Annotated in this window: 16 protein-coding genes and 1 pseudogene; 12 read left to right on the top strand and 5 right to left on the bottom strand. The window is 69.8% G+C overall.

The features are described from left to right. The first annotated feature begins 183 nt into the window (after positions 1-183). Together Vqi01_RS28130 and Vqi01_RS31125 are read left to right on the top strand one after the other, a co-directional pair. Complete coding sequence (locus Vqi01_RS28130; protein WP_204038167.1) at positions 184-306, top strand: ribosomal protein bL36; 123 nt, start codon at positions 184-186, stop codon at positions 304-306. A 176-nt stretch (positions 307-482) separates the two neighbouring features. After that, on the top strand, positions 483-878 hold the full coding sequence (locus Vqi01_RS31125) for a hypothetical protein (protein ID WP_239098723.1): 396 nt from the start codon (positions 483-485) through the stop codon (positions 876-878). A gap of 187 nt (positions 879-1,065) precedes the next feature. On the opposite strand, the gene Vqi01_RS28120 is transcribed toward Vqi01_RS31125, so the two are convergent. The 3 genes from Vqi01_RS28120 to Vqi01_RS28110 form a co-directional block, all read right to left on the bottom strand. Further along, positions 1,066-4,302 carry a type 1 periplasmic-binding domain-containing protein gene (locus Vqi01_RS28120; protein WP_204038166.1) on the bottom strand — a complete coding sequence of 1,079 codons (3,237 nt, stop codon included), beginning with the start codon at positions 4,300-4,302 and terminating at the stop codon, positions 1,066-1,068. Positions 4,303-4,912: 610 nt separating this feature from the next. Beyond that, positions 4,913-5,134, bottom strand: coding sequence for a ferredoxin (locus Vqi01_RS28115; RefSeq protein ID WP_204038165.1), 222 nt, complete (start codon positions 5,132-5,134; stop codon positions 4,913-4,915). Continuing rightward, positions 5,131-6,336 (bottom strand): cytochrome P450, encoded by a 1,206-nt coding sequence (locus Vqi01_RS28110; RefSeq protein ID WP_204038164.1) that lies wholly within the window; start codon positions 6,334-6,336, stop codon positions 5,131-5,133. The genes Vqi01_RS28115 and Vqi01_RS28110 overlap by 4 nt, the downstream gene beginning before the upstream one ends. 266 nt (positions 6,337-6,602) lie before the next feature. Between Vqi01_RS28110 and Vqi01_RS28105 the strand changes: the two genes are divergently transcribed. From Vqi01_RS28105 to Vqi01_RS28085, 5 genes are all read left to right on the top strand, one after another. After that, complete coding sequence (locus tag Vqi01_RS28105; RefSeq protein ID WP_204038163.1) at positions 6,603-8,423, top strand: carbohydrate-binding domain-containing protein; 1,821 nt, start codon at positions 6,603-6,605, stop codon at positions 8,421-8,423. Between the two features lie 147 nt (positions 8,424-8,570). After that, positions 8,571-9,260, top strand: coding sequence for a TetR/AcrR family transcriptional regulator (locus Vqi01_RS28100; RefSeq protein ID WP_204038162.1), 690 nt, complete (start codon positions 8,571-8,573; stop codon positions 9,258-9,260). A 96-nt stretch (positions 9,261-9,356) separates the two neighbouring features. Next, the gene (locus Vqi01_RS28095) at positions 9,357-10,271 is read left to right on the top strand and encodes an ABC transporter ATP-binding protein (protein ID WP_204038161.1); all 915 of its coding nucleotides are present in this window, start codon (positions 9,357-9,359) and stop codon (positions 10,269-10,271) included. After that, a complete protein-coding gene (locus tag Vqi01_RS28090) occupies positions 10,271-11,929 on the top strand; it encodes an ABC transporter permease (protein WP_204038160.1) in 1,659 nt (552 codons plus the stop codon). The genes Vqi01_RS28095 and Vqi01_RS28090 overlap by 1 nt, the downstream gene beginning before the upstream one ends. Before the next feature lie 72 nt (positions 11,930-12,001). Further along, positions 12,002-12,787 carry a spermidine synthase gene (locus Vqi01_RS28085; RefSeq protein WP_204038159.1) on the top strand — a complete coding sequence of 262 codons (786 nt, stop codon included), beginning with the start codon at positions 12,002-12,004 and terminating at the stop codon, positions 12,785-12,787. A 101-nt stretch (positions 12,788-12,888) separates the two neighbouring features. Here the strand turns inward: Vqi01_RS28085 and Vqi01_RS28080 are convergent, their stop codons facing one another. Both Vqi01_RS28080 and Vqi01_RS28075 read right to left on the bottom strand, forming a co-directional pair. Continuing rightward, positions 12,889-13,710 carry a YwiC-like family protein gene (locus Vqi01_RS28080; protein WP_204038158.1) on the bottom strand — a complete coding sequence of 274 codons (822 nt, stop codon included), beginning with the start codon at positions 13,708-13,710 and terminating at the stop codon, positions 12,889-12,891. Continuing rightward, entirely contained in the window at positions 13,707-14,417 is a 711-nt protein-coding gene (locus Vqi01_RS28075; RefSeq protein WP_204038157.1) for a helix-turn-helix transcriptional regulator, read from the bottom strand. The genes Vqi01_RS28080 and Vqi01_RS28075 overlap by 4 nt, the downstream gene beginning before the upstream one ends. Before the next feature lie 151 nt (positions 14,418-14,568). Between Vqi01_RS28075 and Vqi01_RS28070 the strand changes: the two genes are divergently transcribed. The 5 genes and pseudogenes from Vqi01_RS28070 to Vqi01_RS28050 all read left to right on the top strand — a co-directional run. Next, the gene (locus Vqi01_RS28070; RefSeq protein ID WP_204038156.1) at positions 14,569-15,780 is read left to right on the top strand and encodes a globin domain-containing protein; all 1,212 of its coding nucleotides are present in this window, start codon (positions 14,569-14,571) and stop codon (positions 15,778-15,780) included. 89 nt (positions 15,781-15,869) lie between these two features. Next, on the top strand, positions 15,870-16,307 hold the full coding sequence (locus Vqi01_RS28065; protein ID WP_204038155.1) for a hemerythrin domain-containing protein: 438 nt from the start codon (positions 15,870-15,872) through the stop codon (positions 16,305-16,307). Positions 16,308-16,484: 177 nt separating this feature from the next. Continuing rightward, positions 16,485-16,817 (top strand): cupin domain-containing protein, encoded by a 333-nt coding sequence (locus tag Vqi01_RS28060; RefSeq protein WP_204038154.1) that lies wholly within the window; start codon positions 16,485-16,487, stop codon positions 16,815-16,817. A gap of 158 nt (positions 16,818-16,975) precedes the next feature. Then, complete coding sequence (locus tag Vqi01_RS28055) at positions 16,976-17,551, top strand: NADPH-dependent F420 reductase (RefSeq protein ID WP_204038153.1); 576 nt, start codon at positions 16,976-16,978, stop codon at positions 17,549-17,551. A gap of 1,000 nt (positions 17,552-18,551) precedes the next feature. Further along, a pseudogene (locus Vqi01_RS28050) lies at positions 18,552-18,740 on the top strand (non-reducing end alpha-L-arabinofuranosidase family hydrolase); the annotation flags it as partial.

Genomic DNA, 18,740 nt, shown 5'->3' with positions numbered 1-18,740 from the left:
TTGCATGCCACCGATCGTGTGCGGCCTCCGTTGTCTCCGTCGTTGGATGCCGGCAGGCCCACGATCCTCGCTGGCCGATCAGGTCAGCGGGTGTGGCCTCTTCCGGTGCGGGTAGTCGGACAAGGTAGGCCGGCTTCGGCTCGGCGTGCCGGCTTACGGTTACGTGCTGGGGACGGAGGGACGATGAAGGTCAGAAGTTCGCTGCGGGCGTTGACGCGGAAGATGAACTCGGTCGTGGCCCGCCGTCGGGGCAAGGTTTTCGTGATCAACAAGAAGGATCCCCGCCAGAAGGCACGGCAGGGTTGACGTTCGCTCGCTGAACCCGCCCGATTGTTGTGGGGCGGGGCGCTGAGCAGCAGTTTGGCCGGTGCCGGCCATGGTGAGTGCCGCTGCGCCCTCGGCCGTGCGAATCTGAGTCTGCCGCTGGCTGCCGGGTGCGGTTGCCGCGGCGTACGCATCGGTCGGCGCCACAGGCGTTTTCGATGGTCGAGCTTGCGGACGGCGAACGCGCGTCGGCGGCCCGGCAGTTCGACCAGAAGTACGGCCGAGCCGACGGTGCCCGGACGATCCTGCGCTGGCGTTTCGACGGTTTGCCCATGGGTAGCCATCGCCGTTTGGAGACGGCACCGACGGAGGCGACCGTGGGCTTCAGAACGCGGCAGGGCGAGCAGCCGGTCGATCCGGAACACGCCGAGGACGAGGCCGGTCAGGCCCGCCTGGTCCAGGTCGAGGCGGACACCGACGTCCCGGCGCCGGACGGCACTGACGTACGGCCGGACCTGGTCACCGAGGATGACGGGTCAGGGGTGGCGGGTGGCGCCTCCGGCAGCAGTGGCGGCGGTTCCAGCATGCCGGGACACCCCGACGCGCCTCGCTGATGTTGTCCTGTTGATGTCGAACAGGATGGTGCAGACGCCGGTGGGATCGGCGACCGGGTCAGTGGGGTTGAAGGCGAGGACGTATCCGACGGCCGAGAAGAGCCCGGCGCCCCGCTCGCCCGGGTAGCCGGACCGGCTTCGGTAGCCGGACCGAACGTCCGGCGAGCGGGCGATTCAGGGGAAGCGTTCATCCCACGTGGGGTCGCGTGGGCGGGATCGCCTTGACCTGGAACTCCCCGGTTGGCCCGACCTCGATGACGGGCAGCCGCCGTCCGAGCGCGTTGCCGGTCATGGCGTCGAGTGTGAAGGTGCCGCTGGCGCCGTGCACCTGGTTGCGCTCGCGGTCAGATCGCCCCAACTCGGAGCGTACGGATTGCCGCGTGGGTAGTTCCCCGGGCTTCAACCCGTTGGCGGTGCGGCTGATCGCCTCCGACAGCGCCAGCATCGCGTCGTGCATCATGACGCTCCAGCCGTCGGCAAGGTCCGCGGGGTCGAATCCGAGCCGCTCGAACTCGGCGGTGAGCTGGTCGAACTCGGTGATCCCCATTGCCCGGGCGGCGTCCGGGTCAACGAGCGGGGTGTAGACGATGGACAGCTTCGGCTGCTCTCCGCGGGGGAGCAAGTCCGGCCTGGTGCGCAGTACCGACGCGTCTGAACCGGTGACGAGCGTGATGTTTCGGTCCCGTGCGCAGCCCCGCTGCCGCAGGTTGTTGATCAGATCGTCCAGGAGCACTGCGCGGCCCGCGTAGAGCAGCGTCTCCGGGGCGCCGTCGCCGCAGAGGTCTCGCATGATCTCGCGGAACTGGGTGTCCAGCGACGCCTCGGTGTCGAACCGGCTCTCCACGCTGATCGACAGCTTGCGGCCCGCGGCTGCTGCCTTGAACTCCTTGTAGAGCGTGGAGGTGTAGAGGTCGTCCTCGTTGTTGTCGTAGACGAGCATGGCCTTACGGACACCTCGTCCGGCCAGGTAGTCCGACAGCACCGCGGTCTGCTCACCGGTGGTGAAGCTGACCCGGGTAAATCCGTTGATGTAACGGGTGGGTCCGCCGGGCTCGGCGGCCGGTTGGACATGGAAGTCGGTGGCGGTCACCACCGAGGCCACCATCGGGATGCCGGCCGCTGACAGTGCGCCTGCTGTCTGCTGTGCGTTGGTGGTGCTTTGGCCGACCCCGACCACGCCGACCAGCCGTTCCTCGTCGGCCAGCTCGATCAGCTGGTCGACCACCCGCCGCCACTCCTGCTGTCGGCTGCCGGGATTGGCCAGCAGCAGTCGAACTTTGGGCTCGCGCTTGTCCTCGTTGGCTGCCAGTTGGGCAACGTGAGCACCCTCGAGCTGGGCGCGGACCCGTTGCCAGGTCACGCTCCCCACCTCCGTGGGCAGAAGCGGCGTGAGGAGCGCGACCGTCACGTGCGGATGCCCCTGTACGCGGGTGTTCTCCTCCAGGATTCGCCGCTGCACGGCGGCGAGTTGGCCGTTGAACACGTAGGAGCCGTCGGTGACGCCGACACACTCGCCGTCTCGCTTCTGGACGCCTTCACCACAGCGGATCAACATGGTCACCCCGACGGCACCTGCGCCGACCAGTAGTAGCGCCACCACCGAGATGGTCGCCGCCAGCCGGATGCGTGCCCTGCGCCGCACGCGCTTCGGCGTCGGAGGCATGAAGTCGACCTGCATACGCTGCCGCGTCCACGCCTGCCAACGAGCGGAATGGCTCGGCACGGAAAAGTTGCCGGCCTCGGCCCTGGCCTCGATCAACGCCGCGGCTTTCAAGAAGTCGTTGCGTGCCACGCCTGGCTGCTGCGCCAGCATCCGCAGATCCCAGGCCGTGCTGGAGTAAAGATCGGCACGGTCGGCGGCGGACAGGGGATCGTTCGCGGCCCACAACCCCACCACCACCCGGGCAATCGTCCGCCCGGGCTCGTCCGCCGGTTCGGTGCGGCCCGCCGCCGCCAGCACCCGCGAAGGATCAGCCTCGTCGGTATCGAGGTCGTTGGGCGCCGCGGTAACTGTGTCGAGTTCGGCAAACCATGCCCGCGCGTCAGGCAGCAACTCCTGCAGGTGCTCTACCACCGCGTCGACATCCCTCAGCGCCAGCGCGTGGTAGAAGCGGTCGGATTGTCTGCCGTTGTCCCGCAGCCACGTGTGCACTGCCGTCCATCGTTCGGGAGCGGCGGCGAGGCGGCGCAGCAGCAGGTGACGTAGCGCGGGCAACATGACCACGCGGCCCGTGCCGGTGTGGTGAACCCGCAGCTCGGCGGGCACGAGCCCAACACCGTCACGCGGCGGGGGCACCAGGCCGCTACGCGCCAGCTCGTCGGCCTGCTCAACGTCGGAGGCGGCAGCGCAGGCCTCCAGGGGGGCCAGGACCGCATCCGGCGGCGAGCCGAGCAGCTCGCGCAGTAGCCGCTCCTCGACGGTGACCGAGTCCTGGTCGACCGGCCCTCGCCACCGGGACTCCAGCAGCCGCTTCAACGGCATGGCGCCGCCGGTATTGCCGCCGATCGCCTTGACGATCACGGCGGTAGCGGCGGGGTGACCGCGGGTGAAGCGGTACACCTCAGCCGCGATCGCGCGGTGCGCGTTGAGCCGGGGGCCGGCGACCTCGGACACCAAGTCCTTGACCTCGTCCAGGGTCAGGTCGCGCAGCGCCACCGGGTAGGAGTCGCTCTCGTAAACGCCCTGCCGGCGTTCGAGGTAGTCGTCGTAACTCGCCTCCTCGGCGAATGGGATCTCGTCGTCCGGCGCCACGTGCCGCGCCACACCGCCCGCGCTGGTGGCAACCACGGTCAGCGGGTCGGCTTCGCCGCGACGGGCGTCGGCGAGCGCCCGGTAGAGCAGGCGGCCGGGTTTCGTGTCGATGTTGTCCAGCAGCAGCACGCAGTTCATCGACCATGCGTCGGCGCGCCTCTTATCGAACGCGGCCCGCAGGTCGGCCAGAAACGCGGCCCACAGTAGCTCGATGGCCTCCTTACGCTCGGCCTCGCTCGCGTTCTCCCGGGTGAGCAGGTTGAGCCGGACCAACTCGTCGTAGGCCTGGTTGCCGGAGCCGTACCACTCCAACCCTTCACCGAGCACGACCCGGCGGCCCCGCCGCCATGACACCAGGCCGTCGAGGATGAGGTTCGGCGCGTACTGGGCGGCGGTGGCCGCCCCCGGAACGCCGCCTACTCCCGGAACCGAGCCGGTCACATCCTGTGCCAGGCTAGCCAGGAACTTGCGGAGCTGATCGATGCGCCGGGCGTTCTCCAGTGCCGTCCGCATAATCACGCGGGCATCCGGGCCCGGGGAGTTGAGTTGCGCGGAGATGGCCACCTGGGCCGTGACGAAACGGGGGAGCGGGATCGAACGGTAGCCGGCGGCGTTTCGATTGAGGTCGAACGCGAGCAGCGACAACACTTCCCAGACGGGGGTGTTCTCCAACGTGCCGCAGTCGACGCGCGCATAGGGAAGCTTGCCCTGGAGCCCGCTCCCCAGGGCACTCAGCAGGGCGGTCTTTCCGCAGCCTTTAGGGCCAGTGAAGATCAGGATCGGCGTGCGGCGGGTGGCTGGGGAGCCCTTTGACTCCGGCCGGATCGCGAACTCATGGACAAGTGCGAGCGCCCGATCCCTACCCCGCAAGCCGGACGGATCGTTAACCATTCATGCCCCACAAACAAGCGCAGTTGGCTGCCGGCCGCATCGAACCTTTACGACTTCTGACGAAGAATTGTACGGCCTTCGGGCCTGCAGCGCAGATACACGCCGGAGCGTTGGTGTCTGCTCTGCCGTGCGCCCCGCCGCGCCAGTCCCTGGCCCGACCTGCCGCGAACACCCGTTTCTGGCAGAGTATGCACCGGTAGGAACCGCAAGGGCAGTGTCTGATAGTGGTCAATGAGGATTGACGGCGTATATCGGAAAGGCGCGGCTACCGATGGGTTGAGGTGGTTGATCGACTCCGTTTCGCCGGAATGGGGGGATCCCGGTCGCCTGGATCCCGCCATTCCGGCGGAATTGAGCTGGCCCGGCTGGGGCGGGCAGCGCAGTGGTTCGATCAGGATGGTGCGATCAGGGTGTCGTCGTGGTCGCGTACGGCGATTGCCTCGACCGGGCAGGACTCGGCGGCGTCGATCACCGTCTCGGTGGGCTCGACGGCTGTCGTGATCGGGGTGGCCAGCCCCGATTCCATCCGGAAATGGGCCGGGGCCATGCCCACGCAGCTGCCCGAGCCGATGCAGCGCTCTGCGTCGACCTCGATCCGCCAGCCGGTGCTCACCACGCCACCGGCATCCGGGCCAGACCTCGGACGATCATCCCGCTCTTCCAGGTCAGTTCTGGCTCGGGCACGGCGATCCGCAGCTCGGGCAGCCGGGCGACCAGGGCACCGATCCCGACCTGCAGCTCCATCCGGGCCAGCTGTGCACCCAGGCAGTGATGCACACCGTGTCCAAAGCCGATGTGTGGGTTGGTCTCGCGGCCGAGATCGAGTCGATCCGGGTCGGTGAAGACCGTCTCGTCCCGGTTCGCCGAGGAGAGCGAGCCGATCACTGGTTCCCCGGCCCGCACCAGCACTCCACCGACTTCGACGTCCTCCGTGGCGTACCGGGCGAACGCGGACGCGACCCCGAGCGGGACGTACCGCATCAGCTCCTCGACCGCGGTCGGCACCCGGGCCGGGTCGGCCCGCAGCCACGCCAGCTGCTCCGGGTGGGTGAGCAGGACGTACGCGAAATTGGGCAGCTGGGTGACGGTGGTCTCGTGGCCGGCGGCGAGCAGCCCGGCGGCGAGCTGCACGACCTCCTGCTCGGTGAACCGGTCCTGGTGTTCATCGTGGGCCTGCACCATTGCGCAGATCAGGTCGTCGGTGGGCTGTCGGCGCCGCTGTTGGACAAGCTCGCCGATGTAGCCGTGCAGGTTGTCGAGGTACTCCTGGATCTGCTCGGGCGACAGCGAGGTGGTCGAGACGATCGCCTCCGACCAGACGTGGAACAGGTGCCGGTCGGCGAAGGGCACCCCGAGCAGCTCACAGATCACCTGGATCGGCAGCGGAGTGGCGAAGTGCTCGACCAGGTCGGCCGGCGGCCCGGCCGCCACCATGGCATCGATCAGTTCGTCGGCGATCTGCCGGGTCCGGGGCCGGAGTTGCTCGACCCGGCGGGCGGTGAACGCCTTGGCGACCAGCCGCCGCAGCCGGGTGTGCTCCGGCGGATCCATCGACAGGATGCCGCCCTCGATCTGTCTCGGAGTCAGCCTTGGCTCGTCCCGGCCGACGCTGGCGGCTCGACTGAACCTCGCGTCACCGAGGACGGTCCGCACATCGGCGTGCCGGGTGGCGAGCCACGCCTGCTCACCGAAGGGCAGCCGTACCCGCACGAGCGGCTCGACACGCCGCAGCTCCGCGTAGAGGGGATCGAGATTGAGCCGGTCGGGAGCGCTGAACGGGTACGGCCGCGCGGCGACCTTCGTGACGTCTGTCATTGCCGACCCCCAGAGCAGACCGGATCACCCGCGGCACAAGTCGGATGATCGACTCATGGTGACGCTTCGATCGCCGATCGTAGTTGAGTGCATTGATCCATGCCAGTGCCGCCGGCCGGCGCTGTCCATGTCGGCGGCGCCGTGCTGTTGTGCGGTGGCGGGCCGGGTCGATCACCGTCGGTGACCCGAAAGTCATGGAATTCATCTATAGTTATCAATGGTTCACGCGCGCGTTCCGTCCCATCCACCCGAGTCAGGACAGAGCCATGAAACGCATCCCGCTGAGAGCCGTCCTCCCGGTCGGGCTCGCGATCGCATTGATCGCCGGCCCGCTGGGTGCACCGGCCACCGCACAGGCGACCATTCCGATCACGCTGACCGGAGCCAGTGCCACCAGCCCCAGCGCCGACGTCACCATCGCCGGGCGGGCCGTGACGATCACCGCACCGGGCACCTACGAGATCACCGGCACCCTCAACGACGGCTACCTGAACGTCGACACCTCCGCCCCGGGCGCCGTCAATCTGATCCTCAACGGCGCCACCATCACCAACTCCAGCAACGCGCCGCTGCAGGTCGCCGACGCCGACGAGGTCGTGATCACGCTCGCCGCCGGCACCACCAGCCGGCTCACCGACGCGAACAGGTACGTCTATCCGGATCCGAGCACCGACGAGCCGAACGCCGCCCTGTTCAGCAAGGCCGACCTGCGGATCACGGGAACCGGGGCGCTGACCGTACGGGGCAACGCGTACGACGGCATCACCAGCAAGGACGGCCTGGTCATCGAGTCGGGCACGATCACGGTGAACGCGGTCGACGACGGTATCCGAGGCAAGGACTTCCTCGACATCACCGGGGGAAGCCTCGACGTCACCGCCGGCGGCGACGGCATCAGGTCCGACGACACCAAGGCGGGCCGGGGCCGGCTCGCCATCACCAACGGCACCGTGCGGGTGAGCGCGGGTGACGACGCCATCAAGGGCGAGAACACCGTCGTCATCTCCGGCGGCACCGTCACCGTCACCAACTCCTACGAGGCCATCGAGAGCCGGCAGATCACCATCAGCGGCGGTAACGTCAACGTCACCGCCCGCGACGACGCGATCAACGCCGTCGAGGACGGGTACGGCGATTTCGACGTGGCGCCGAACGCGTTCGTACGGTTCACCGGCGGGACCACCGTGGTCAACTCCAGCATCGACGGCATCGACTCCAACGGCTCGGTGACCTTCGCCGGCGGCACGGTCGTGGTCAGCGGGCCGAGCACCGGCAGCCCGGGCGAGGGCGCGATCGACTCGAACGGCCCGGTCTACTTCAACAGCGGCACCGTGCTCGGAGCAGGATCAACCTCGATGGCGGTGCTGAGCCTGCCGCCGACCTCGGGCCAGGGCTGGGTCGCCCCCCAGTTGTCCAGCAGCCAGCCGGCCGGCACCCTCCTCCATCTGGTCTCCGGCGGCCAGGTGCTCGCCTCCTACCGCGCTCCCAAGAACTTCCGGGAGGTGGTCTTCTCCTCCAACCGGATCCAGCACGGGCAGACCTACGAGGTCTACCTGGGCGGCAGCCTCTCCGGTGCGACGATCGGCGGGATGGCCACCACCGGCGGCAGCATCGCGGGAGCCACCCGACTCATGACCGTCACCGCCGGGCAGTACCGCGGCGGCCTGATCGGCTGGCCGCCCGGCGGCCCCGGCTGGCCGCCACCGACCACCCCACCGACCACCCCACCGACCACCCCACCGACCACCCCACCACCCCCGAACCCGACGACCCCGCCGCCGGGCGCTGGCGGCTGCACGGCCACCTACTTCATCACGAACCAGTGGCAGGGTGGCTTCCAGGGTGACGTACGGGTCACCGCCGGCTCCTCCGCGATCCGCGGTTGGCGGGTGACCTGGACCTTCGCCAACGGCCAGACGATCACCCAGTCCTGGAACGCGACCATCAACGTCAGCGGCTCGGCGGTGACTGCCACCAACGTCTCCTTCAACGGTTCACTCGGCGCCGGCGCCAGCACCACCTTCGGATTCCTCGGCACCTGGAACGGCAGCAACACCGCCCCGACCCTGACCTGCACCGCGACCTGATCGGACAGCGCCCGCTTCCCGATCGCCGCTCGATCCGTGTAGCCCGGCACCAACTGGTGCCGGGCTACACCCGGCAGACGGCCGGGGATCCAGCCGACCGAGCTCGGGGTATTGCGAGCGGATTGAACGAGTGTTTAATCTGGTGTCATGGCGTCGGCGGGCGTGGCTCCGGTGGATCGCGATGGCGAGTTCGCCACCGTGGGCCGGATCCGTGACGCCGCCATCGCCCGGTTCGCCCGCGACGGCTTCCGGGTCGGGTTGCGCACCATCGCCGCCGACGCGGGTGTCACCGCCGGTCTGATCGTTCATCACTTCGGCTCAAAGGACGGGCTGCGCCGGGCCTGCGACGAGCAGGTTCTCGCGGTGCTGCGGGAGACGAAGGCGAAGGCTCTGACCGACGGCAGCGGCGTAACCCTGCTGGCGCAGATGGCCGAGGTCGAGCGGTTCGCACCGATGGTGCAGTACCTGCTGCGCAGCCTGCAGGCCGGCGGAGAGCTGGCGGCCACGCTGATCGAGCACATGATCGCCGATGCTGAGGAGTACCTGTCCGCGGGTGAGGCGGCCGGAGTGGTCCGTCCCAGTCGGGACCGGGCCGCTCGTACGCGGTACCTGGCCTACCAGGCGGCGGGCGGCATGGTGCTGTGGTTCACCCTGCACGGGGCTCCGGCCTCCGCGGATGAGTTCTCCGCACTCTTCCGCCGCTACCTCGACGATCTCATGCTGCCGGGGTTGGAGCTGTTCACCGAAGGGCTGCTCGTCGACCGGTCGATGCTCGACGAGTACCTCATGTACGTCCCGGATCCGCCGTCCGGCGACGCGGACAACGCCGCGCGCTAGCCATCAGCCCCCGGCGTTCCTCCTCCTTCGGGTTCCGCGATCGGCGACATCGGAGCCCAGGCTGCCCTGGGCCTTCATCGAACGAGGTCTGTGACCATGAATCCTGCCATCGACATCTACCACCTCGACAAGTCCTTCGGCCGGGTGAAGGCGCTCGACGGGCTCGACCTGCGGGTCGCCACGGGCACCGTGCACGGCTTCCTCGGCCCCAACGGCGCCGGCAAGTCCACCACCATCCGGATCCTGCTCGGGTTGCTGCGCGCCGACGCCGGCCAGGTTCGGCTGCTCGGCAGTGACCCGTGGGCAGATGCGGTGACCCTGCACCGCCGGCTTGCCTACGTACCGGGCGACGTGGAACTGTGGCCCAACCTCACCGGCGGCGAGGTGATCGACCTGTTCGCCCGGTTACGCGGCGGCACCGATCCGGTCCGCCGCGACGAGTTGTGCCAGCGTTTCGACCTCGACCCGAGCAAGAAGGGCCGCACCTACTCCAAGGGCAACCGGCAGAAGGTGGCCCTGATCGCGGCGCTGGCCAGCGACGTCGAACTGCTCCTGCTCGACGAACCCACCGCCGGGCTGGACCCGCTGATGGAAGCGGTGTTCCAGGAGTGCATCCGCGAGGCCAAGGATGCTGGCCGCACCGTGCTGCTGTCCAGCCACATCCTCGCCCAGGTCGAGGTCCTCGCCGACCAGATCTCGATCATTCGCCAGGGCACGATCGTCGAGACCGGCTCGCTGACCGATCTGCGCCACCTGACGCGCACCTCGGTCGACGCGATCACCGACCGGCCGGCCGAGTCCCTCCGCGACCTGTCCGGGGTGCACAACCTTCGGTCCGAGGACGGCCACATCCGCTTCGAGGTCGACGGCGACCACCTTGCCGCCGCGGTGCGCCGACTTGGTGATCTCGATGTGCAGGGGCTGACGGTCCGGCCGCCGACGCTGGAGCAGTTGCTGCTGCGCCACTACGGCGACCAGCTCGTCCACAAGGGCGCTGCGGAGGTGGCGTGATGGCCACCACGACGGTTCGCCGCCCGGCAGCGGCCGGGCTCTCCGCTGGGAACGCTGTCACCGGGACCGGCACGCTCCTGCGGTTCATGCTGCGCCGCGACCGGATTCGCTTCCCCGCGTGGACCCTCGGGCTGGCGCTGCTGATGACGTACTTCGCCACCGCGCTGGACACGATCGTGCAGAGCCCGGCGGACCTGGAGGGGCTGACCGCGTTCTCCGGTAGTCCGGCCGGCGCGCTGTTCGGCGGGCCCGGGTTCGGCTTCGACAACCTGACCATCGAACGCTTCCTTGCCGGCCAGTACGGCCTCCACGTGGCCGTCGGCGCGGGCCTGATGGGACTGCTCACCGTGGTGCGGCACACCCGAGCGGAGGAACGCTCCGGCCGGGCCGAGCTGATCCGGGCCAACGTGGTTGGCCGACACGCCCAGCTCACCGCCACGCTGATTCTCGCCGCCACCATGGCGGTGCTGGTCGGGCTGCTGATTGCGGGGACGATGGCCAGCCGCGGGTTCGATGTGGGCGGGTCGTTGCTGTTTGGCGCGTCCATCGGCGCGGCGGGGCTGGCCTTTGCCGGCGTCGCCGCAGTCACCGTCCAACTGTCCGAGTACCCACGGGCGGCCTCCGGCATGGCCGGCGCCGCGCTCGGCGCCGCGTTCGTCCTGCGCGGGCTGGGTGACATGGCGGCGGTGCAGGGCAGCGGGCCGTCCTGGTTGTCCTGGCTGTCGCCGATCGGCTGGTCCCAGCAGACCGCGCCCTACGTCCACAACCGCTGGTGGCCGCTGGCGATCTCGCTCGGTTTCGCGGTGGCGGCGGGCACGGTGGGGTACGCGCTGTCGAGGCGCCGGGACTTCGGCGCCGGCCTGGTGCCGCCCCGCCCCGGATCGCCCCGGGCCGCCGCCTGGCTGGCCAGCCCGTTCGCACTCGCGTTCCGGCTGCACCGGGCCAGCCTGATCGGCTGGAGTGCGGCACTGCTCGTCGCCGGGCTCGCGTACGGCTCGTTCACGCAGCCGCTGCTCGACGGTCTCGCCGACGCACCCGAGGATCTGGTGGCCCTCATGGGAGGTTCGGAGAACCTGCTGGACGGCTACCTCGGCATGATGGCCCTGACCATGGGTCTCGTCGTCGGGGTCTACGCGGTGCTCGCCGTGCAGTCGGTGCGTGCCGAGGAGGCCGACGGACGGGCCGAGCCGGTCCTCGCCACGGCGGTGAGTCGAGCGGTCTGGCTCGCCAGCCACGTCGCGGTCGCGGCGATCGGTGCGCTCTGGCTGCTGCTGGTCGCCGGCCTTGGCATCGGGGCGGGCGCGGCGATCAGCACCGACGACGCCGGGCTCATCGGCGAACTGTTGTTGGGCCACCTCGCTCACACCCCGGCGGTCTGGCTGGTCCTCACTGCCGCGACCCTGGTCTACGCTGTGGCGCCGAGGGCGCTACCGGTGATCTGGGTGGTGCTCGGCTGGGGACTGATCGCCGGTTACTTCGCTCCGATCCTCGACATCCCCGACGCCGCACTCAGGCTGTCGCCGTTCGAGCACATCGGCGAGTACCCGCTGGAGGACATCAACCTGATCGCGGTCTCGGTGCTGACGGTGCTCTCGGCCGCGGTGTTCCAGGCGGCGGTGGTCGTGATCCGCCGCCGCGACCTGGCCGGTCGCGCCTGAGCGCCAGGGGCCTGTCCCAGAGCCGGGCCACCATGTTCGGCGGCCCGGGAGGGTGGATTAGCCTGCCTGGTCATGGAGGCATTCGACGACCGGATCGAGCTGGTCGTCGATCCGGGCCGGCCCACCGGGCGTACGCTCCTGGCCGGCGGCGTCGAACAGTCCTACGTCGATGTCGCCGAACCCACGTACCTGCACTTCGAGTACGTCCGCCGGATGGCCGCCGTGACCGATCTCGCCGCGCCGGCCGGTGATCCGCTGGACGTGCTGCACCTCGGCGGCGGCGCGCTGACGCTGCCGCGCTACGTCGCCGCGACCCGGCCCGGCTCGGCGCAGGTGGTCGTCGAGCGGGACCCGGCGGTGGTCGAACTGGTGGCGCGCGACCTGCCGCCCCGACCGGCCGGTGTCGAGGTCCGCATCGCCGACGCCCGGGAGGCGGTCGCCGCCGCCCCGGCCGGCGCGTACGACCTGGTGCTCGCCGACATCTACCAGGCGGCCCGGATGCCGCCGCACGTGGCCACCGTGGCGTTCGCCGCCGAGGTCGCCCGGGTGCTGCGACCCGACGGCGTCTACCTGGTCAACGTCACCGACCTGCCACCCCTGCTCCTCACCCGGGTGCAGGCGGCCACCCTGCGCGCGGTCTTCGCCGACGTGTGCCTCGTCGCCGACCGACGGATGCTGCGCGGCCGGCGGTACGGCAACGTGGTGCTCGCTGCGGCGCCGCGCCCGCACCGACTGCCCGCAGCACGCCTGGCGGTGCTGGCGCGGCGCGATCCACTGCCCGGCGGAGTCCTGCACGGGCCGACGCTCGACACGTTCATCGCCGGCGCCCGGCCGCGCACCGACGACCCCGAGCGTTGAGACCGCCTGTATCGATCCTCAGGTGCGCCATGGCGACAGGGAACCGGAACGGCCACGCTGCGCGATGTCGCGGCTGGCCGGCTTCGGCCCGTGCGTTGTGGTCAGGTGGTTGCGGCAGCGAGGAGTAGCAGAGCGGAGCCGCAGATTTCGATGATGCCGACGTGTTTGGGTGCCAGCCGGTATCGGGGAAGGACGGCGGCGCGGGCAAGGAGAACAGCGAACAGTGCCGCGAGTGTGATGCCGAGAAATGAGGCCGCAGCGAGCGCGAGCACGTGATAGATCACCGACATCCGGTGGTAGGCCGGGTTCTCCCGCTCACGGATCATCGTCTTGACGTACAGGACCGTGCCGGTGAAGTAGAGGAGAACGGCGACGAAGGCGGGTACGGCCTGACTGATGGCAGCGCCGGTTGCCGTGGCGGCGACGGGGACCATGAGGCAGCTTCCCGCCACCGAGGCCAGGTCGTTGGCCAGTGTCCGTTCCCTGCGCCGCCTGGCGTAGTGGAAGTTGACTGCGAGGAACGCCGCGTAGGCGGGGGCGTAGGCCAGGACCTGAGGCCGTGCGACGACGACGAGGGCGCCGACAGTGGCGGTGATCGGCCCGTACAGCAGCAGTTGTCGCCTGAAGCGCGCGAGGCGGCGCGTCTTGACGGCCTGCAGGGCGTAGTAGGAGAACAGGTAGCCGGTCAGCCAGGCGCCGAGCAGCGGTAGGTGCGGCCACCGGAATCCGACGGTCAGCACACCGGCGAGCCAGGGAACCAGCAGCATTGCCCAGGCGCCGTGCTGGGGTGGGATGTACTGCCGAGCGGTCCGGCGGTGGGATCGCTGCGGGCTCGCGCTGCGGGCGGATGTGGCGGTGCGCGCGGCGCCGGCCAGGGTGGGCGGTTGTCGGGCGACCGGCGTCCCGATGGGGCGTGTCGTCATCGCGGGCGGTCCTGACGCCGCCGGGCCCTGGACAGCCGCACGACGCACGCACCCGGGGCCCCGAACGGCTCGAGTACGGCGGTGTCGCCGCTGGCGCCATGGCGATCAAGAACTCCGCGCACGACACCGGCGTGCAGCCCGCACATGGCGTCGGGATTGCGTCCCACGAGATCCAGGAACGGGCAGGTGTGCAGGTGGACCTCGGTGTCCGCGCTGCTCGGGGGCCCGGGCCGGCGCCGCGGGTCGAAGCCGAGCCCGTGCAGCACGGTGGTGACGGCGTCGACCGGATCCTCGCGCGCCGGGGCTGCCGCAGCGAGTTGCCGGCCCCAGTTCTGCCCGACCCGGGCGGCCGCGTCGTGCACGTCGCCGCCGACCGGGGCCAGGTGATCGAGCAGGGCCGCCGCCAGTGCCCGGTACGGCGCCGGGGCGGGATCGGTGGCGGTGGCCCGGTAACGCCACGCCGGCCGGCCCGGAGCGCCATGGCTGGCCCGGGCCTTCACCAGCAGCCCTGCCTCGACCAGTCGGTCCAGGTGGGCGCGGGTGGTGGACAGGTGCTGCCCGGTGTGGGCCGCCACGTCAGCGGCGGTGAGCCCGCCGGCCGCGTCGCGCACCAGGCGCAGGATCTTCGCCCGGCTCGCGGTGCCCAGCGCCCGGTGCCGGGGAGTGTCGATTGTCTCGCCAGAGGGACCTATCCGCGGGGTTTCCATGGTGCATAACGTTATAACGCCAAATGGCGTTGAAACTAGGGAGGGCCTCATGACACATCCGGACCTCGCAGTTCAGCGCCGGCCGACCGGCGGATCACGCTACTGCGCGGCAACGGCCCGCAGGCATCCCATCGACGACACAAGGAGAACCATGCTCAATCCCTCGTCGGCCACCATCGTCCGCGCGACCCTGCCGGTGGTGCAGGGGCAGGCCGAAGCGATCACCGGCGCCTTCTACGCACGGATGTTCGCCGCCCACCCGGATCTGCTCGACCTGTTCAACCGGGGAAACCAGGCCACCGGCCGGCAGCGTCAGGCCCTCGCCGCCGCCGTGGTGGGCTACGCCGCGCATCTTCTCGGTGACACCGCAACGCCGTGGGGGCCGGTGGTCGAGCGCATCGCCCACAAGCACGCGTCGCTGGGCATCACGCCCGCGCAGTACCCCGTCGTCGGCCGGCACCTGATGGCCGCGATCGGAGAGGTTCTCGGCACCGCGGTCACCGCCGACGTCGCGCGGGCCTGGGACGAGGTCTACTGGCTGTTCGCCTGCGAGCTGGTCGCCCGCGAAGCACGCCTTTACCACGCCGTCGCGGTGGGCGATCCCGCCGACATATGGCGTAGCTACCGGGTCGTCGAACGCACGGTGGAGACCGATGACGTCGTCTCGTTCACGGTCGCGCCCGCCGACGGCGCGCCGGCCGGCGTGTTCGTGGCAGGGCAGTACGTCTCGGTCGCCGTCGAACTCGGTGACGGCGCAGGCCGACAGATCCGCCAGTACAGCCTGTCCGGAGCGCCGGGGCTGCCCACGTGGCAGATCACCGTCAAGCGGGTACGCGGACACGCCGGCAGCCCGGACGGGGCCGTGTCGAGCTACCTGCACGAGCAGGTCGACATCGGTGACCTGCTGCGCCTGAGTCCGCCGTTCGGTGACGTCAGCTGCGTGCGTGGCGACGGCCCGTTGGTGCTGGTGAGTGCCGGGATCGGCGTCACGCCGGCGATGTCGGCGCTGCACCATCTGGCGCGGCACGACACCGAACGCCCGGTCGTGCTCGTGCACGCCGATCGCAGCGGCAGCACCCATGCGCTGCGTCGGCACCTGCCCGCGCTGCGCCGTGCCCTCCCGCAGCTGCACATGCACCTGTGGTACGAGGACGGGGCTCCGGACGCGATGCTTGAGGCCCTCGCTAGCGTCGACATCGGCCGGGTAGATCCCGAACGCATCCCGGTGCCGGCCGGTGCCGACGTGCATCTGTGCGGCCCGCTGCCGTTCATGAGCCACGTGCGTGCCGGCCTACTGCGCCGGGGCGTGCCCGGCGAGCGCATCGCCTACGAGGTCTTCGGGCCGGAGATGCTGCCCAGTTGAGCGTGTCGATCGGGACCAATGGCCCTACGCCGATGCTGGCGAAAGGGGCAGGTTGAAATTGCCGACCGACCTGTCAGGAGGTCCGTTTCGTGTGCAACTACTGCGGATGCCGAGAATTCCCGCTCATCGGACAGCTCAGCGCCGAACACGAGGAGATCTCCAACGCCGCCGAGCGGCTGCGCGCGGCGATCACCAAAGGACACGGCGATCCTGTCGCGCTGCTGGACGAGCTACTCGCTGTGCTGATGCCGCACACCTCCGTCGAGGAAGCCGGCCTGTTCGTGGAGCTACGCGCCGAGGGCAGCATGGCCGAGGCAGTGGACAAGCTCTGCGGCGAGCACGACGACATCCATGGCGTCCTGGGCCAGGTCGACCGTGCGGCGCCCGAGTGGCCCGCCGTGCTCGCCGCTCTTGATCGTCTGCGCCGGCACATCGACAACGAGGAACACGGCCTGTTCCCCGCCGCGGTCATCACCTTGCCCATCCCGACGTGGGACCGGCTGACCCCGCAGGGCAACACCACATAGCGGCTCACCGGCTCAAGGTCACCGATCCGTGCGGGTGACCTGGCGACGAGGCTCATGGATGCTTCTGCCGTCGGCCATGCCACACCGGCCACCACCCCCGCAGCCGGCGCACTGCCCGCTTCCCCGAGGTCCCGCACCCGTTTGATCCGGCGACGGACGTTGAATGAAAGAGAGATCATGCAGAAGTCATCGCTGACCGATCTGGCCGACCAACTGCTCACCGCAGCCCGCGGCGCCTCCAGCGGTCGCAGCGCCCAGACCATGCACGGCGGCCACACCAAGACACTGCGCCAAACCGTCATCGCCCTCATCGCCGGCCAACGGCTGGACGAACACGAGAATCCCGGGGAAGCGACCGTGCACGTGCTGCACGGCCAGGTCCGCCTCGCCACTGACACGGCCAGCTGCGACGGCGCCAGCGGCGACCTGCTGCTCATTCCCGACGCCCGGCACAGTCTCGAGGCGCTTCAGGACGCCGTCGTGCTGTTGACCGTCGCCAAGAAAATGTGAGACGCCGCCAAGCCGCGGAGCGTCCAGACGGACATCGCCGGCATAGCGCGGCCAACGATGGGCAAGGTAGGCGGTAGGCCGTTGCCGGGTACCGGTGGCCTGACAGGTTAAAGACCGAGACATTTGACGGGGCAACAACCGCTTACGGAGGGAACGCCATGGCGCACGTCTCCATCATCGGCACCGGCAACATGGGTGAGGCCATCTCCAGCGTCATCACCAAGGGCGGCAACACCGTCGAGATGTTCGGCAAGGCCGACGCCGACAAACCGGCCACCGGCGACATCGTCGTCCTCGCCATCCCGTATTCGGCTGTGGACGACGTGATCGCTCAGCGCGGCGACCAGCTCCGAGGCAAGATCGTCGTGGACATCACCAACCCGGTGAACTTCGAGACCTTCGACTCCCTCGCTGTGCCCGCCGACAGCTCGGCCACCGCGGTGATCAGCGCCAAGCTGCCCGGGTCCCGGGTGCTCAAGGCATTCAACACCACCTTCGCCGGCACGCTGGCCGCCGGCACCGTCGGCCCGTTGACCACGACCGTCCTGGTCGCCGGGGACGACGCCGATGCCAAGGCCACCCTCATCGACGTGGTCAGCAGGGGCGGTCTGAAGGCGGTCGACGCCGGCGGGCTCAAGCGGGCCCGGGAGTTGGAGGCCCTCGGTTTCCTGCAGATCAGCCTGGCCTCGAGCGAGAAGGTCCCCTGGACCGGAGGCTTCGGCGTCGTAGCCTGACCTGGTGCGTCGGCCTCGCTGACCCGCCGAGGAAACCGCCCGCCGACCAGCCCGGTCGCCATTGCCAGCGCACGGCTGACCAGGAGCGGCCAGGACACCGCCGGTGGCCCCTTGACGGCCACCGAGAGCTGTTGCTCGTCAGCCCGACCAGTTGCACGCTGGGCACGAAAGCGCGTGCGGCGAGCAGCTCACCGAGACCATCGACAGCCCCTGGGTGGTGGGTCGGCGCCGAGCGAGCCGAGTTCCCGGGCGACGGGTAACTCGCATCTCCGGGCGGTGGGGCTGCTGCCGGCGTTGCCGCTCATCACCGCTTCGCCGTGATGGCGTTGTCCCGACCGCTTGGGCACCGCCGTACCGACGGAACGGGGTCGATCAACAGACCGCGGAGGTCAGACCGCAACAGGACTGGCGGTGCTGCCGTGCGTCCTTGGCGCGTCGGCTGGCAGCGCTCCGCCGCACCCGCGCCGTCCTCGGCCAACCGCGTCTGTCGTCGTCGGCCATGCCACAAAGGCATGGCCCATTTTCTGCCTTGCCCGCCTCGTCCCCATCGCCCTAGTGTCGGCCGCTCCTACTTGATTCACGGCACGGTGATCCTTCGGGGCCGTGCCGAGGCCGGCCCCGTCGAGCCTTCCCGAACCCGGTAGCACCTGTTCGCGCGGCAGGGGCAGCGCCGAAGCCCGTCCGCGAGGTCACGATCACCATGACCAGCGTGCGGAGAGCCGCCCGACGTCCGGCAGGGGCTGCGGTGGGCGCTGCCCGGTGGACCCGGAACATTACGTCTTGACGAACGGCGTGTTATCGCTCACAGTCGATAGTCAAGAACGGCGATACCTGTGGCTGACCGGGCAAGCCAACTTCGTCGGATCTTGGATTAGGCGTGCGCTAGGGCAGGCGTGCGTCGTGTTAACGCTAACAATCACGGCGCATGCGCCCGGCCATGCGTCTCGGTGCGCCCGTCTTCGAAAGAGACCCTTCGGCTCTTGGTCGTTTGAGGAGGATCATGTCTGCCTTTGGTAGGTCCCCATCGCTCGCGCCGCCGTCGCGGCGGCGTCGATGGTTGCTGCGGGTCGCCGCCGCTGGCGTGACGACGGTGGTGGTGGGTGGTGTCGCCGCGGTGGCGGTGTCGGCGCCCGCTGCGGCGGCGACGGTCGACACCAGTGCCTGGTACGTGCTGTTGAACCGCAACAGC

The organism is Micromonospora qiuiae (genome assembly GCF_016863555.1).
Classification (GTDB): domain Bacteria; phylum Actinomycetota; class Actinomycetes; order Mycobacteriales; family Micromonosporaceae; genus Micromonospora; species Micromonospora qiuiae.
The sequence above is the reverse complement of the archived record's forward strand: the minus strand, read 5'-3'. Positions and strand labels throughout refer to the sequence as shown.

Bases quoted from the DNA above. Each gene is read 5' to 3' on its own strand.
- Vqi01_RS28130 (WP_204038167.1), top strand. From the start codon at position 184: ATGAAGGTCAGAAGTTCGCTGCGGGCGTTGACGCGGAAGATGAACTCG.
- Vqi01_RS31125 (WP_239098723.1), top strand. From the start codon at position 483: ATGGTCGAGCTTGCGGACGGCGAACGCGCGTCGGCGGCCCGGCAGTTC.
- Vqi01_RS28110 (WP_204038164.1), bottom strand. From the start codon at position 6,336: ATGACAGACGTCACGAAGGTCGCCGCGCGGCCGTACCCGTTCAGCGCT.
- Vqi01_RS28105 (WP_204038163.1), top strand. From the start codon at position 6,603: ATGAAACGCATCCCGCTGAGAGCCGTCCTCCCGGTCGGGCTCGCGATC.
- Vqi01_RS28100 (WP_204038162.1), top strand. From the start codon at position 8,571: ATGGCGTCGGCGGGCGTGGCTCCGGTGGATCGCGATGGCGAGTTCGCC.
- Vqi01_RS28095 (WP_204038161.1), top strand. From the start codon at position 9,357: ATGAATCCTGCCATCGACATCTACCACCTCGACAAGTCCTTCGGCCGG.
- Vqi01_RS28090 (WP_204038160.1), top strand. From the start codon at position 10,271: ATGGCCACCACGACGGTTCGCCGCCCGGCAGCGGCCGGGCTCTCCGCT.
- Vqi01_RS28085 (WP_204038159.1), top strand. From the start codon at position 12,002: ATGGAGGCATTCGACGACCGGATCGAGCTGGTCGTCGATCCGGGCCGG.
- Vqi01_RS28080 (WP_204038158.1), bottom strand. From the start codon at position 13,710: ATGACGACACGCCCCATCGGGACGCCGGTCGCCCGACAACCGCCCACC.
- Vqi01_RS28075 (WP_204038157.1), bottom strand. From the start codon at position 14,417: ATGGAAACCCCGCGGATAGGTCCCTCTGGCGAGACAATCGACACTCCC.
- Vqi01_RS28070 (WP_204038156.1), top strand. From the start codon at position 14,569: ATGCTCAATCCCTCGTCGGCCACCATCGTCCGCGCGACCCTGCCGGTG.
- Vqi01_RS28060 (WP_204038154.1), top strand. From the start codon at position 16,485: ATGCAGAAGTCATCGCTGACCGATCTGGCCGACCAACTGCTCACCGCA.
- Vqi01_RS28055 (WP_204038153.1), top strand. From the start codon at position 16,976: ATGGCGCACGTCTCCATCATCGGCACCGGCAACATGGGTGAGGCCATC.